The sequence below is a fragment of the Sessilibacter sp. MAH1 genome (genome assembly GCF_054658315.1).
The window spans coordinates 95,054-109,997 of sequence record NZ_BAAGIC010000003.1 but is presented as its reverse complement, the minus strand read 5'-3'; the positions used below and the strand labels follow the sequence as shown (position 1 = coordinate 109,997).

General features: G+C 40.7%; 13 protein-coding genes. 4 read left to right on the top strand and 9 right to left on the bottom strand.

Annotated features, from left to right (window positions below; all coding sequences use genetic code 11):
• Nucleotides 1-395: 395 nt before the first annotated feature.
• The 6 genes from ccoP to ACYQ28_RS03940 form a co-directional block, all read right to left on the bottom strand.
• Nucleotides 396-1,295: a cytochrome-c oxidase, cbb3-type subunit III gene (gene ccoP / locus ACYQ28_RS03965; RefSeq protein ID WP_460048413.1), complete on the bottom strand. Its 900-nt coding sequence runs from the start codon at nucleotides 1,293-1,295 to the stop codon at nucleotides 396-398.
• Nucleotides 1,296-1,297: 2 nt separating this feature from the next.
• Nucleotides 1,298-1,501, bottom strand: coding sequence for a cbb3-type cytochrome oxidase subunit 3 (locus tag ACYQ28_RS03960; protein WP_460048414.1), 204 nt, complete (start codon nucleotides 1,499-1,501; stop codon nucleotides 1,298-1,300).
• A gap of 28 nt (nucleotides 1,502-1,529) precedes the next feature.
• A complete protein-coding gene (gene ccoO, locus ACYQ28_RS03955) occupies nucleotides 1,530-2,141 on the bottom strand; it encodes a cytochrome-c oxidase, cbb3-type subunit II (protein ID WP_460048415.1) in 612 nt (203 codons plus the stop codon).
• A 17-nt stretch (nucleotides 2,142-2,158) separates the two neighbouring features.
• Entirely contained in the window at nucleotides 2,159-3,619 is a 1,461-nt protein-coding gene (ccoN, locus tag ACYQ28_RS03950; protein WP_460048417.1) for a cytochrome-c oxidase, cbb3-type subunit I, read from the bottom strand.
• A gap of 630 nt (nucleotides 3,620-4,249) precedes the next feature.
• A complete protein-coding gene (locus ACYQ28_RS03945) occupies nucleotides 4,250-5,470 on the bottom strand; it encodes an argininosuccinate synthase (protein ID WP_460048418.1) in 1,221 nt (406 codons plus the stop codon).
• A 711-nt stretch (nucleotides 5,471-6,181) separates the two neighbouring features.
• On the bottom strand, nucleotides 6,182-7,093 hold the full coding sequence (locus tag ACYQ28_RS03940; RefSeq protein WP_460164691.1) for an OmpA family protein: 912 nt from the start codon (nucleotides 7,091-7,093) through the stop codon (nucleotides 6,182-6,184).
• Between the two features lie 304 nt (nucleotides 7,094-7,397).
• Between ACYQ28_RS03940 and pyrC the strand changes: the two genes are divergently transcribed.
• Entirely contained in the window at nucleotides 7,398-8,441 is a 1,044-nt protein-coding gene (gene pyrC, locus ACYQ28_RS03935) for a dihydroorotase (protein ID WP_460048422.1), read from the top strand.
• Nucleotides 8,442-8,518: 77 nt separating this feature from the next.
• Entirely contained in the window at nucleotides 8,519-9,163 is a 645-nt protein-coding gene (rnt, locus tag ACYQ28_RS03930) for a ribonuclease T (protein WP_460048423.1), read from the top strand.
• Between the two features lie 74 nt (nucleotides 9,164-9,237).
• Here the strand turns inward: rnt and ACYQ28_RS03925 are convergent, their stop codons facing one another.
• A complete protein-coding gene (locus ACYQ28_RS03925) occupies nucleotides 9,238-9,840 on the bottom strand; it encodes a peroxiredoxin C (protein ID WP_460048424.1) in 603 nt (200 codons plus the stop codon).
• Nucleotides 9,841-10,381: 541 nt separating this feature from the next.
• Here ACYQ28_RS03925 and ACYQ28_RS03920 point away from each other — a divergent pair.
• The gene (locus ACYQ28_RS03920; RefSeq protein WP_460048426.1) at nucleotides 10,382-10,594 is read left to right on the top strand and encodes a (2Fe-2S)-binding protein; all 213 of its coding nucleotides are present in this window, start codon (nucleotides 10,382-10,384) and stop codon (nucleotides 10,592-10,594) included.
• Between the two features lie 792 nt (nucleotides 10,595-11,386).
• Nucleotides 11,387-11,863 (top strand): bacterioferritin, encoded by a 477-nt coding sequence (gene bfr / locus ACYQ28_RS03915; protein ID WP_460048428.1) that lies wholly within the window; start codon nucleotides 11,387-11,389, stop codon nucleotides 11,861-11,863.
• Nucleotides 11,864-11,977: 114 nt separating this feature from the next.
• Here the strand turns inward: bfr and ACYQ28_RS03910 are convergent, their stop codons facing one another.
• Complete coding sequence (locus ACYQ28_RS03910) at nucleotides 11,978-12,793, bottom strand: mechanosensitive ion channel family protein (RefSeq protein ID WP_460048429.1); 816 nt, start codon at nucleotides 12,791-12,793, stop codon at nucleotides 11,978-11,980.
• 193 nt (nucleotides 12,794-12,986) lie between these two features.
• Nucleotides 12,987-14,159: an OmpA family protein gene (locus tag ACYQ28_RS03905; RefSeq protein ID WP_460048430.1), complete on the bottom strand. Its 1,173-nt coding sequence runs from the start codon at nucleotides 14,157-14,159 to the stop codon at nucleotides 12,987-12,989.
• Between the last annotated feature and the right edge of the window lie 785 nt (nucleotides 14,160-14,944).

Below are 14,944 nucleotides of genomic sequence, written 5' to 3'. Positions count from 1 at the left end.
GTATTTACGAGTTTCACGCGATACAAAGATGCATCGCCAACTTCGATTAACTTAAAATGATTGAAGTTGTGAAGAAATTGGAAATTGCGCTTTCAATTTCTGAGCTTTAAAAAACCAACTAAAAGTTATTTTAAGGTCTCAATTGTAGTTATTATCACGCTCTTAATATCACTCTCTCAAGCGAGAGTTTTCTGTATCACTTATCTATTTTATAAATATAAAACAAATAAATTCCTAAACTTCGTGTTATTCTAAAATAAAAAATTTAACTTGGTTTGCACTATCTCAAATATATTTGATTATTTTCAAATCTTGCCTATTTTCAGACAAAAAAATAGGCCGCTCTGTAACAGAAGCAGCCTATTTCGATATTCATAAGAGTAACTTATGTCAGCTTATTCAAAATCTTGTGACAGTGAATAAACATAAGCCGTTAGCAAATGAATTTTATCTTCACGTAGTTTATCGCCTTGCGCAGGCATAACACCGTTACGGCCATTACGTAAAGTTTGGCGAATACCCGCAGGAGAACCATCGTACAACCAAATATCGTCGGTTAAGTTTGGAGCACCGGTGATATGTTGGCCTTTAGCATCGGCGCCATGACAGATTGCGCAGTTTTGCAAGAATAATTTAGAACCAACTTCAGCTTGCGCTGCGTCATGCTCGCGGCCAGAAACACTCAAAACGTATTCGGTAACTTGAGCAATTTTCTCTTCACCTAAGATACTACCCCAGGCTGGCATAGCAGCACGACGGCCATTTGTTAGAGTTGCTTTGATAGCGTCTGGTGTACCGCCGTACAACCAATCGTGATCGGTTAAGTTCGGAAATCCAAAGTTACCACCAGCATCTGCACCGTGACAAACTGCACAGTTGTTCGCAAACAAGCGAGCACCCATTTTGTTTGCACGAGGATCTTGTGCCAACTCTTCAATCGACATCTCGTTGTAAACACCATAACTCTCTTTATAGCTTTCAAGCGCTTTTTCTTGCTCAGCTTCAAGTTGATTTACAGAGGTCCAACCTAAAAGACCCTTCCACGAACCTAAACCTGGGTAAGCTGCAAGATAAAACACAGCAAAAACCATGGTTAGAATAAACATTTGGAACCACCACTTTGGCAACGGGTTATCGTATTCTTCGATACCGTCATACACGTGGCCGGTGGTTTTATTTTCAGGGTCTGCGTCATCGCGAACGGCAACTTTCTTGTTCGCTAACAATACCCACAAAACTAGAACTAAATTGGTCAACGTTAAAACGATGATCCATAAACTCCAGAAAGTACTCATAACTATTTATGCCTCTCTTCCCCAGACTCTGGCTGACCAGCTTCACCCTCAGGATTATTTTTTGTGTTGACGTCATCGGAAAAAACTAGGTTTGAAGCTTCTTCAAATTGCTTTTTGCGTTTTGGTGAAAAAGCCCACCAACACACACCAGCAAATGCAATCATTACTAGTATTGTTGAAATGCTACGAAGCGCATTGATATCCATAATTTTTCCGATAACAGTCGTATGTTGATTAACGTTTTTGTTTCAACAAAATTCCGATATTTTGAAGGTAGGCCACTAGAGCATCGATCTCAGTAACACCTTCTACCGCTGCTTTAGCACCAGCAATATCTTCATCTGTGTAAGGAACACCAACTTTACGTAAAGCTTCCATTTTTGCAGCCGTGTGTTCGCCATCTAAATGGTTGTCAAACAACCATGGGAATGCTGGCATATTGGACTTAGGCACTACGTTACGAGGGTTATACAAGTGAGCTTTGTGCCAGTCGTCTGAGTAGCGTTGACCAACACGAGCCAAGTCTGGGCCCGTACGCTTAGAACCCCACAAGAATGGATGCTCATAAACCGACTCGCCCGCTACTGAGTAGTGGCCGTAGCGCTCTACTTCTGCACGAAGAGGACGAACCATTTGCGTATGACAAACATGGCAACCTTCGCGGATGTAAATATCACGGCCTTCTAGTTGTAGAGCAGGCCATGGTTTTAATCCAGCTACTGGTTCAGTAGTTTGCTTAAGGAAGAATTGCGGAACAATTTCCACCAATCCCCCGAAGCTGATGGCGACAACAACTAAAATCACCATCAAGAAGATATTCTTTTCGACTATGTCATGATTTTTCATGTGTTATAACTCCAGACTTAAGCCGTTTGGGTTTGTGGCATTGAAGAATCGTCTTCAACTTGGCTTGCTTCAGGTTGCTCAGCACCTAGAGTTCTAAACATGTTATAGGTCATGATTAACATGCCCAGCAAGAACATAGCACCACCAATAACACGTACGGTATAACCTGGATAACTCGCCGCTACAGATTCAACAAAGCTGTAAGTCAATGAGCCATCAGAGTTAAATGCACGCCACATCAAACCTTGAGTAATACCGTTTACCCACATGGAAGCGATGTACAAAACAGTACCAACGGTCGCCAACCAGAAATGGGTGTTAACCAATTTAACGCTCCACATTTCTTTGCGGTTAGTTAAAACAGGAAGTAAGTGGTAAACCGCACCAATAGAAATCATCGCAACCCAGCCTAATGCACCAGAATGTACGTGACCAATGGTCCAGTCAGTATCGTGCGAAAGTGCGTTCACAGTTTTGATCGACATCATCGGACCTTCGAAGGTCGACATACCGTAGAAAGAAAGGGAAACCACTAGGAAACGTAGGGTTGGATCGGTACGCAATTTATGCCATGCGCCTGATAAGGTCATGATACCGTTGATCATACCACCCCAAGATGGAGCTAATAGAATCAAAGACATAACCATACCCAAGCTTTGAGCCCAGTCTGGTAATGCTGAGTAGTGAAGATGGTGAGCACCAGCCCAAATGTACAGTGAAATCAACGCCCAGAAGTGAACAATTGAAAGCTGGTAAGAATAAACAGGACGACCCGCTTGTTTGGGTACGAAGTAATACATCATGCCCAAGAAGCCAGCGGTTAGGAAGAAACCTACTGCGTTGTGACCGTACCACCACTGAACCATCGCATCCATCGCACCTGCGTAGGCAGAGTAGGACTTAGTCAAGGTAACAGGAATAAACGCGCTGTTAACGATATGAAGCACTGCGATGGTAATAATGAATGCACCGTAGAACCAGTTCGCTACATAGATGTGCGAGGTTTTACGCGTTGCAATAGTACCAAAGAATATGATCGCGTAAGAAACCCATACCAAAGCGATCAAAATATCGATTGGCCATTCTAGCTCGGCGTATTCTTTCGCAGAAGTCATGCCCATTGGCAAGGTAATTGCTGCAAGAACGATAACTAATTGCCAACCCCAGAATGTAAACGGAATTAAAATTCCACCAAACAATTTGGTCTGGCACGTACGTTGAACAACGTAATAGGAAGTGGCAAACAGTGCACATCCACCAAATGCAAAAATAACCGCATTGGTGTGAAGCGGTCTTAAACGACCAAAATGTGTATACGGCTGAAATATATCGTTCAGCTCAGGCCAAACCAATTGAGACGCGATCAGTACACCGACTGCCATACCGACCACGCCCCAGATGACGGTCATAACAGCGAACTGACGTACGATTTTAAAATCGTACGCCGGCTGCTCAACTGCAACAGAATGACTTCCCATAGCGACGTCCTAGACTAATTAATGAATATTTAGAATTTTTAATTCGGATAAATACCTGAATAACCGGATATTTAATGTGCTTTTTTCTACCCTAAAGTGCACTTATATATTCAGCGGTATATTAGAGAGGCTAATGAACTCTAGCTTGACTCTCATCAAGCTGTTAGAACTTTAGCTTAAGCAAAACCCAACAAAAGCAGAACTCTTGCTGGGGGCATGTCTCTAAGCTCAGATAAATAGCGCGAATATTAAAAAAACAATTGCTTTCGAAGCTCAACTAATACCGTTTTAAGTATGCAGAAATAGCCCTTTTTCGATGGTGCGATAATATAGCGCAAACATCGTCTATTAAGCTTTGATCCAAAAGTGGGAAAAACCTACCGACCAATAATTTTTTGGATTAGTGCTAATTGCCCAATTGTTAAGGGCAACATACTTAATCTGATACAGCAAGTAACGGACAATCTATAAAGCTTGCTGGATTTTCTATTACCAATCCAACACAAACTCCAGTTGCCTCGGTAAACGCAAATACAACTAAAATCTGGCGCTTACGTCTGTTTTTATGTGATGACATTTTGTGTAGGGCAGCAAATACACGGTATGGTAGTTGCTGCCTTACAAACAAAATTAAAAGTTGTTTCTGCCTTTATTGGCCGCAATTCTCATTCTTAATGCATTCAGTTTGATAAAGCCTTCGGCATCTTTTTGATTGTATGCACCAGCATCGTCTTCAAAAGTTGCTATTTTTTCATCAAACAAGCTGTCAGCAGATCTGCGGCCTACAACTTCGACATAACCTTTGTACAATTTGATTCGAACATCGCCATTTACAACCTGTTGTGATTGATCGATGGCGGTTTGAAGCATTTTTCGTTCAGGACTCCACCAATAACCGTTATAAATCATTTCGGCGTATTTTGGCATGAGGCTGTCTTTAAGATGAGCTACTTCACGGTCTAGCGTAATAGACTCTATGGCCCTATGCGCTTTTAACATGATTGTGCCTCCCGGAGTTTCGTAACATCCGCGAGACTTCATTCCTACATATCGGTTTTCAACAATATCTAATCGGCCAACACCATTTGCGCCGCCAATTTTATTAAGCGTCGCCAAAACAGTCGCAGGTGACATTCTCTCGCCGTCTACGGCGACGATATCACCTTTTTCAAAGGTCAATTCTACGTAGGTCGGCTTATCAGGAGCTTGCTCAGGAGCAACACTCCAGCGCCACATATCGGCTTCAGCTTCGGCCCATGGGTCTTCTAGAATGCCTCCTTCATAGGAAATATGAAGTAAGTTAGCATCCATAGAATAAGGAGACTTTTTCTTGTTTTTAGCAAAATCCACAGGGATTTGGTGCTGCTCGCAATAATCCATTAGCTTTTCGCGGGAAGTTAAATCCCACTCACGCCACGGCGCAATAACTTTAACACCGGGTTTTAACGCGTAAGCACCCAACTCAAAACGCACCTGATCATTACCTTTGCCGGTAGCACCATGAGCAACAGCGTCAGCACCGGTCTCATTAGCGATTTCGATCATACGCTTGGTAATTAAGGGACGGGCGATAGATGTACCTAATAGGTATTCGCCTTCATAGATGGTGTTAGCGCGAAACATTGGGAAAACGAAATCGCGAACAAATTCTTCGCGCAGATCATCGATATAAATTTCTTTAATACCAAGGGCTTTTGCTTTGGCACGTGCAGGCTCAACTTCTTCGCCTTGGCCGATATCTGCAGTAAAAGTAACAACTTCACACTGATAGGTTTCTTGAAGCCATTTAGCGATAACAGAGGTGTCTAGACCTCCTGAATAAGCAAGTACGACTTTTTTAACTGCAGACATGGGTACTCCTGAATTACTTTACGGAACCCTTATTTTGGGCGGCGCGCATTGTAACGGGAATTTAGCACAATTCCCAGCGTTTATAATCAATTGCTTAAGTTTTTAAAAGGCTTATAAAACATCTATTCCTAATGACTGGAATACAGCACAACATGAATAAACTTTAGGTGGATTCTAGCTCAAATAACCTATTACGCTTGATAAATAATACAAATGCCCATGGCAAATATTTAAAATTTTTTGAGCTCTCCAAAATTAATCACTCAAATGCAGCTAAGAGAGATAACTCTGCGTAAAACCAGTCTGGAACAATAGTTACTAATTATTAAAAGCTGGCTGTCGATTACATCAGCAAATAAATTGCAACTTATAATAAAACGCTACCTTTCAATTAACGTAAATGATTCGTAGCAAAATAAAATAGCGATTAACCGGGAGTTTGCCAATGTGAAAACTGTATCGCTACTATCAACGATGATAAGTAATTGAAATTGTAGAAAATTAAAAATCAGCGTTTTGGTTGTTACGCGCAATTAAAACAAGGGTATGTAAATCAGACATCCCTAAAATTAATTGCAGAAAAAATAGAACACAATAACAATTAATTGAGCTAGCCAATTATATCGGTACCGCCCCTTTAGACTTTGGTCTAATGAAAATTCGAATTCAAAGCCTTTTTATATTGCTTAAAAGATTAAAATAACGTCTCAACTACAGAGGTTTTTTTTCTTCCATCATTTTTTCGTCGTTATTCTTGTCCTCGATCATCATCTTTTCTCCTTCCATGGTATTTTCATCAATACCATCGAAAGCAATTTCTGGAAGCGGATTTTTACTTAAACGAATGGTTACACGTCTATTTTCGGCCCTACCCGATGGAGTTCGATTCGATGCGACGGGGTATCGCTCGCCATGCCACCGCACCCAAATTTTTGACTCATCAACACCACCTCTCACTAGGGAGTTTTTTACAATCTCGGCGCGGCGCTTAGAAATTTCGAGATTTTCTGCACGAGTCCCAAAGCTGTCGGTATGACCATCAATGTAAATTGATTGAACGCCAGTTTGTGCATTAACAAATGTGAGAATTCTTTGTATTTTTTCTTCCGACTCAGAATCTAACGAGTTTTTACCGCTGGCGAAACTAATTGAGATTCGTTCGACCTGTTCGAAATTTACCGGGAGCAATGTTGCTAAACACTCCAAATACTTATCGTAGGCTCCACGGAAATTAACGTTCGAGACACTTACTACGACCGATGTCTCCGGATCGAATCGAGAGCGGCGAATTACCTCTACTTGTAATCCTTGATATAACGACTCAATGACTCTATTGGTTAATTGCGCGTCTAAATCGAGCGTAGTTTTACCTTCGGAAACATCAACAAAACCTAAAGGCGTTACCTCTCCACCAGGCTTCCAAAACGGACTAGTGACTCGAATCGCTGCTCGGCCGGCTTTCATTTTTGGTAAATCAGAGAACAGCTGGAAACTTACTGCAAGACCCGCGCGATGAGTAATAACCGCTTCCCCAAAATTTGGGATAATCTGCGACATCCGGCATTCGTATATGGAGCTTCGTACATACCATTCACTGGATTCAAGCGCTGGACGAAAACTCACAGCACCTGCAAAAGCAGCATGAAATACGATCGTTACGAACAAAATTACGCAGAGGTAAATTTTAAGAAGAGTTCGTTTAATGAAAAGTCGCACGTTTCTGAACTAACCTTTAGTTTTCGATTTTTTGGTAGGAGCATATCCATAAGTATGGACTGCTTTAAAAGATGCGACAGTTATTGACCAGTTAATTGTGTATAGAAATAAACCTACTGAGGTCAAAATTACCCAATGCGTTGTTTAGCGCGACATACGGTTTCCTGTTATCATCCGATGAATTCTAAACTGCTAGGAAGTCTCAACCGCAATGAGTGAGTTAACAACGCTTACAATTACCAAACCGGATGATTGGCATATTCATTTAAGGGATGGTGAAGCGCTCGCCCAAACCGTAAAAGATGCAGCTCAAACTTTTGCTCGCGCTATTGTAATGCCCAACTTGGTACCACCAATTACTACTGCCGAACACGCTGTCGCCTATGCTCAAAGAATTAGCAGCCATGTTCCGAGCGATTACTCGTTTCAACCACTAATGACCGTGTATCTTACCGATAACACCACACCAGCTGACATGATTGAGGCGAAAAAGGCCGGCGTAGTCGCATGCAAACTATACCCTGCGGGCGCAACGACTAATTCAGCTTCCGGCGTTACCAATATCAAGAACATTTATCGAGTTATTGAAGAAATGCAGCGTCAAGGCTTACTTCTTTTGATACACGGCGAAGTTACAAGTGCTCATATTGATATTTTCGACCGCGAAAAAGCCTTTATTGATGCGACACTGAAAACTCTTACGGCTTCTTTCCCAGAGCTGAGAATCGTTTTTGAACACATTACTACCGCAGATGCAGCTCAATTTGTAGAAAGCAGCAGCGACAACATTGCTGCTACAATTACAGCGCATCATCTACTATTCAACCGTAATCACTTGTTAGTGGGCGGAGTAAAACCTCATTACTACTGTCTCCCGGTCTTAAAAAGAAATACGCATCAGGCAGCCTTAATTAAAGCGGCTACCAGCGGCAATACGCGTTTCTTTTTGGGTACGGATTCTGCACCTCACGCGCAGACAGCGAAAGAAGCAAGCTGTGGTTGCGCTGGTTGCTACACCGCGTACACAGCTATAGAGCTTTATGCGCAAGCATTTGAAGATGCTCAAGCGCTCGATAAGCTAGAAGCGTTCGCGAGCTTTAATGGTGCCGACTTTTATGGATTGCCCAGAAATAAAGAAACCATCACCCTGCAAAAAGCGCCTTGGACGGTTCCTGAGTCGTTACCACTAACGTCTACCAGCCGGGTAATACCTCTGCTTGCCGGGGAAACATTGAATTGGAAACGCATTGGCTAAAAGCGACCTTCACAAAAAACTAAACACCTAATTTTTTATTTTATTGTACGTGCCATTTCTTGGTTTAAGGATATTTTGTGACAGAGTCACACGATAATGAAGATCAAAACACACTAACCCTAAAACACCGATTCAGAGGTTTTCTGCCGGTTATCGTTGACGTTGAGACAGGTGGATTTGATGCTCAAAGGGACGCGTTATTAGAAATTGCTGCCGTTCCGGTAAAAATGGATGCTTCTGGATTGCTTATTCCGGGATCAACTTACCAGTATCACATAGAGCCGTTTGAAGGAGCTAATATTGAGCAGTCAGCACTCGACTTCACGGGGATTAATCTGGAAGATCCAGATCGAGCATCGGAGCCCGAGAGCTACGCAATGACCGAACTGTTCAAACACGTTCGCAAGGCAGTTAAAGATAACGACTGTACTCGCGCCGTGATTGTTGGTCACAATGCTCACTTTGATCTTGGATTCGTTAATGCCGCGGCTGAACGTAGCGACTTGAAACGAAGCCCGTTTCATCCATTTTCATGCTTTGATACCGCGACATTGTCGGGGCTAGCTTTTGGCCAAACCGTGCTTGCAAAAGCCTGCCAAACTGCCGGAATTGACTTTTGCAATCGCTCCGCACACTCGGCCGCATACGATGCAGAAAAAACAGCCGAACTGTTTTGTTTGATTGTAAATCGATGGAAAGAACTTGGCGGCTGGCCGTTGTAAATTCAGCTTCCTCGTTTAAACAAACATAAAAAAACCCGGCTTAGAGCCGGGTTTTTTGTGCAACAAGCTTAAAATTAAAGCTTAGAAGCGTTTTCAGACAAGTAAGAAGCAACACCTTCTGGGCTGTCTTTCATACCTGCATCACCTTCTTTCCAACCAGCAGGACATACTTCGCCGTGCTCTTGGTGGAATTTAAGTGCGTCAACCATACGTAGCATTTCGTCAACGTTACGGCCTAATGGAAGGTCGTTAACAACTTGGTGACGAACAAGACCGTCTTCGTCGATCAAGAAAGAACCACGGTAAGCAACGCCACCTTCTGATTCTACGTCGTACGCTTTACAGATTGCGTGGTTGATATCAGCAACCAAAGTGTAAGCTACTTCACCAATACCGCCATTTTCTACTGGGGTATTACGCCATGCGTTGTGAGTCCAGTGGCTATCGATAGAAACACCGATTAGCTCAACACCGCGCTTTTGGAACTCTTCAACACGGTTGTTGTGAGCTAGAAGCTCAGAAGGACATACGAAAGTGAAGTCTAGAGGGTAAAAGAAAATAACAGCTTTCTTGCCTTTGATGGTTGCTGAAAGGTTGAAATCGTCAACGATTTCTCCAGTACCTAGGACAGCTGCTGCAGTAAAATCTGGTGCGGGTTTGCCTACTAAAACGCCCATGAGAAATCTCCCTTGGTCAAATCTTGCATTGATGGAAAACAAATGTTTAGGAGCTCGCAATGTTAAGGCGAAGCCCTGATAAAAATGGCCATTTTTCAAATTAGCCGAGACCATAGTTAGCCAGAAGAATTTAATAACAACTGAGCCAACCAATAGTAGGTGACTATCATACACTTCATATCTCTTCAGTCCTATAGATTTTTTATATAGTAACTATAGCCTTAAACTTGAAAAATAAACCTTATAAATCAACGAGTTATAAAAAATTTTTAGGTATTACGTAAAATTATCGCCATAATTGAAAATTATTTGAACAGCTCAAAACAGGCCAAAACACCAACCCTCTAAATAAAAATCATTACCACCTATTATTGACAATAATTCTCGTTCGTATAAACTCTAGCTATTCGTTGAGGAACAGATACCCAAGTACCTCCTCACTGGGTAGGTACTTATTTTTATACATCTGCTCCCAAAATTTACTCTGAACACGGCTTTCTGTTAGCGACAACTTGATTTGATTTTTTGAGGTTTAAGATTCATGTACGTTTGTATCTGCAAAGGAATTACAGACTCACAAATTCGTGAAGCAGTCTGTTCAGGTGCATCTAATCTTCGTGGAATTAGACAACAGCTGGGCGCAATGACTCAGTGCGGAAAATGCGCAGCCCAAACACGCGACCTAGTCAACAAAACTCTAGCCGAGAACGCAGTTAGCAACATGAACGCAGCCGATTGTTATAGCGCTGCCTGATCACAAAACACTCAGATCAGAAATTGCTCTATTGCTCGCTTTTTTAATCCTCTATGCTTGTTCCTAACCAATTGATGAGTTTTATACCGAACTCATCAATTGCATCGCTTTAGTCTCTCTGGCCTAATAGCCAACACTTAACACTTAATTCAGAATATAAACCAATCTCTCCTGCCGACTTGCGACGAGTAAAAATTCCATTCGTTCAAAAGTAAATTACCCTAAAATTCTATTAAGGGTCTCCAAGTGACAAGCATCAGTTAATCAAAGCTCTCTTAAAAATAAAAAAAAACAATTTTTTTAAAAATACTTTCAGAAAAATAAATAGACATTAAATTCAGCTTTCGCCTGTTAAAAATGAGAATTTATTTCTCTCGAAAAATCATTCACACATAAAAACATTAGAAAACTCATGATCATACGAAAATAAATACTGCTTTTACTCAACAAAAATCTAAGCCTACTTCTATTTAAAAATATTCCGAAAAATTAACAAGTCATTAAATCTAACTACAATTTTGAGAGGTAGTATTTTTATTTTTAATAATCCTGATCAAGCTAGAATTTCCTATAAAAATTTCTTTAATGCGAATTAGCCGTATTTCAACTTAGTAACACTAACTTTTCTCAAGGGCAATTGAAAAAGATTTTGATTTAGGTTTATCAATACAAATCAAACACTTATGTTGACAGAAGTTTATTTTCTCCCCACACTAAGAAAATATTGTCTCGATTTGCTTATAATCAAAAAATTATCGCTTAAAAGCCCGAATTTTCCACGAGGAGATCCCCATGAAAGGTGACGCTAAAGTTATTGAGTATTTAAACAAAGTTCTTTATAACGAATTAGTAGCTATCAACCAATACTTTTTGCATTCTCGTATGTACAAAGATTGGGGCCTAAAAGAATTAGCTGAGAAAGAATACGAAGAGTCTATCGACGAAATGAAACACGCAGACAAGCTAATTGAGCGTATTTTGTTTTTAGAAGGCATCCCAAACCTTCAAGATCTTGGCAAATTAATGATTGGTGAAAATACCAAAGAAATGTTGGAATGCGATTTAAAATTAGAATTAATCGCAATTCCCGATCTTCGTGAAGGTATCGCTTACTGTGAATCGGTTCAAGATTACGTGACTCGTGATTTGTTCGAAGCCATTCTAGAAGATGAAGAAGAGCATGTTGATTGGCTAGAAACTCAACTAGGTCTTATTGACAAAGTTGGCATTCAAAATTACTTGCAATCAGCTATGGAAATGAACAGCTAATAAACGCTTTCTTCGTATTGCCAAACAAAAAAAGGCGTGTTTCAAACACGCCTTTTTGTATCCGAAAAGCTCTAATTAAACCGAGACCAGTTAATCAGAGCTTCTTCTAAGATCTTATTCCGATTTTGACAAATGAACATCCATTTGTGGGAACGGAATTTCAATTCCAAGCTCATCGAATTTCATTTTAACCGTTTCGGTAATATCAAAGTAAACACCCCAGTAATCTGCAGAATTAACCCAAGGTCTTACCACAAAATTAACGGAAGAATCCGCCAATTGCGATACTGCAATGGTTACAACTTTATCGGTTAAAATTCGTGATTCTGCATTAACAATATCGGTAAGAACTTGTTTAACCTGCTTGATATCAGATCCGTAACTAACGCCAAAAACAAGGTCTACACGACGAATAGGCTGAGTAGAGAAATTAGTAATATTGCCGCCGGTAATTCCAGAATTAGGCACAATAATGGTTTTATTATCGGGCGTTAACAGGGTCGTAGCGAAAATACCAATCTCTTTGATAGTACCTGTCGCGCCACCGGCTTCAACAAAGTCACCAGACTTACAAGGTTTAAATAAAATCAACATTACACCAGCGGCAAAGTTCGCCAAAGATCCCTGCAAAGCCAAACCAATTGCAAGTCCCGCAGCACCGATTACCGCTACTAAAGACGCAGTTTGAATACCTACTTGACTCAAGGCCGCAATAATAACGACCGTCATTCCTAGGTAATATAAGATACTCCGCAAAAAGCTCGTTAAAGTAACATCCGTCGAGCGTTTTTCCATGGTTTTAGCGATCAGGCCAACAACGGATTTAACAATCCATTTACCCACCACAAATATAACAATGGCTAAGACAATCTTTAATCCGTATGCAATAACAAAACCGGGAAATTTTTCGATAATTTCTTCAATGCTCATAGCAGCGAACTCATGTGTTGTGTAAAAGAGAATAAAAATAAGGCAGATAGAACATACAAAAGGTCGATATAAACGAGCGCTTTAATATATTTCAAGTGGAATTTATAAGAATTTAAAAACGACTGTTTTTCAATTTACAGACTTAATACTGAATAAATCCGCCGAAGCGGATTTATTCAACGACTTCAGATCATTATTTTTTAACGCGAGTTGTTACCGAAGCTTTTACAACAGCAACTACACGACGGTTTAAAGCACGATTGTTTGCATCGTCATTAGGAGCAATTGGACGAGCTTCACCGTAACCTACTGCCGAAACGCGATTAGCATTGATGTTAAATTGTGAAACCAATACCTCAGCAACAGCTTTGGCTCGACGCTCAGATAATTGTTGGTTATAGGCAGCGGAACCACGATCATCAGTATGACCTTCGATGACTACGTCACTGGTCGCGTACTCACGCATAAATTTTGCAACAGTTTCAATTTCAGAGTAAAACTCTGGCTCAACCACTGCTGAATTGTTTGCAAATCGTACGCTTAAATCTACGGTTTTATCTTCTGTTAACTCGATATAACAACCACGCGCATCAACTTTTGCAGAAGCTTCGGTGTCTGGGCAAGCATCTTTATAGTCAGCAACGCCATCGTTATCAGAATCTAACGCACAACCAATGGAGTCAACTCGAACGCCTGCCGGAGTATTTGGACATTGGTCACGAGTATCAATTACACCATCGTTATCGCTGTCTGCTGGCGCAGCAGCTTCTTGAGGCTCTGGTTGAACCGGTGCTGGTTTAGCAACTTTGCTAGAACTTGATGAGCCACCTAACAAGAAATTAAGCCCAAGTGTAAAGGCAACATCTTGGAAGTTTTCATCAATACCGTGAATTACACGTACGTCCGGGCGAAGCGCGATTGCATCGGTAAGATAGTATTTAACACCGCCACCGAAGTTTAGAGTTGTATCGTCTTCAGAAACATTAAAGCGAGTTGCATCGAAATCGATGTCACCAATACCGCCAGCCAAGTATGGTTGCCAGTTGCCATTGCGCGCAAAATGATACAACCCGTCAAGACGGAACTGATCGACGTCAACATCGCCAATAAACGGAATGTCTGATTCGGTATCGGCATTTAAATAAACAAATTCGATTGCCCAAGGATTATTAAACTGGTATCCCACTGAAATCGAGTACAAGCTATCGTCTTCTAATTCGTTGCTTGAGTCGAAGAAATAGTAACCTAAGCCTGGGGTGAAGGTAAGGCCTTCGTTGTAGTCATCGGCATAAACCGCAGCGGTCGCAAAAACGGTAGAAGCAATAGCAGCTTTAATTGAGTTTGCTAAAAAATGTTTCTTGATCACAAATCACTCCTGAAATCTTACTCTTTTAATTAATTTAATCTCACGCGTTACTGAAAATAACGGGTTGAAAAACGGTTGATTGACTTACTTTTTGTATAGTTTTTAAAAACCAAATCTGTGTTAATTACAAAAATAATCGAACTCGATCTAAGGCCATGTGCACTTTATGCCTTTAGGTTAAGTTACGAACAAGTGCAATAAAATTATTTTTGCCAGCTCTGGACTCGATCACCACTATTTACAGACTCAGACGTACCGAGTCGATCAATAAAGTAGGCAACCAAACAAAGCAGGTACAGTTTTAAGGAATACAAAGATCAGACCAACAGTTAGTTATTAGAAAGTATTGCTTAGATGGTGCTATTTTCGTTTATATCTTCATCAGTGTCATGTATTTATTTCGCAATAAGTTGTAAAACACCGTAAAAAATTAAAACATATCAAGAAATATCCATATCAAATTATCGAATTTTAGATTGCGCCCTTAATTTGCTTGAAATATTTACAATAACTTACAAGTTTCAGAGCAATAAATCTTAGGAAACTCTGATTAACCAGAGTTTCTCGCGACACAAGGATGTGTCGCCAATTTCAAGAACTGTAAGTGATTGAAATTGTGAAGAAATTGGAAATCGCATTTTCAATTTCTGTCCTCTGATTAAATCATGGATGAGTTAATCAGAGGTTCCCTTAATGGGATTTGAAAGAACTTCTCTTCGCCTAAAAATTCTAGAGACATAAAAGCAGATTGCCAACCGCGCCAGATGGTTGAATCAGTAATCTAA